Below are 814 nucleotides of genomic sequence, written 5' to 3'. Positions count from 1 at the left end.
CTGGTGCATCCCGTCGCGGAGGTTGTCGTTCACCGCGGCGTGCGGACAGTTGATCGGCAACTGGGTGAAGTTGGGTCCGCCGAGCCGGGTCAGCTGGGTGTCGAGGTAGGAGAACAGACGGGCCTGCATCAACGGGTCGTCGGTCACCTCGATCCCGGACACCAGGTTCCCGGTGTGGAACGCGACCTGCTCGGTCTCGGCGAAGTAGTTCGTCGGGTTCCGGTCCAGGGTGAGCTTGCCGACCAGCTGTACCTCGCAGAGTTCCTCGGGCACGATCTTGGTCGGATCGAGCAGGTCGATGCCCTCGAAGGTCTGGTCGTCGGAGTCGGGCATGATCTGCAGGCCGAGCTCGAACTCCAGTGGTGCGCCGGCGTTGATGCCGTCGGCGAGGTCGCGCCGGTGGAAGTCGGGATCGGCTCCGGCGGCCAGCTGGGCCTCTTCCCAGACCAGCGAGTGGATGCCTGCCACCGGCTTCCAGTGGAACTTGACCAGACAGGTCTCGTCGTTGGCGTTCACGAGCCGGAAGGTGTGGACGCCGAAGCCCTCCATCGTGCGGTACGAGCGGGGGATGCCGCGATCCGACATCGCCCACAGCACGTGGTGAGTCGCCTCGGTGTGCAGCGAGACGAAGTCCCAGAAGGTATCGTGCGCGGTCTGCGCCTGCGGGATCTCGCGGTCCGGGTGTGGCTTGCCGGCGTGGATGATGTCCGGGAACTTGATCCCGTCCTGGATGAAGAAGACCGGCATGTTGTTGCCGACCAGATCGAAATTGCCTTCGTCGGTGTAGAACTTCACCGCGAATCCGCGGACGTCG

Annotated in this window: 1 protein-coding gene; it reads right to left on the bottom strand. The window is 64.9% G+C overall.

Annotation, left to right across the window (positions count from 1 at the left end; all coding sequences use genetic code 11):
• Nucleotides 1–814 (bottom strand): catalase (locus tag ACXC9Q_RS41870; RefSeq protein WP_457062613.1); only part of this gene is annotated, 814 nt, incomplete at both ends.

It is taken from the genome of Kribbella sp. CWNU-51 (genome assembly GCF_054073265.1).
This window is presented reverse-complemented; position numbering and strand designations above follow the sequence as displayed.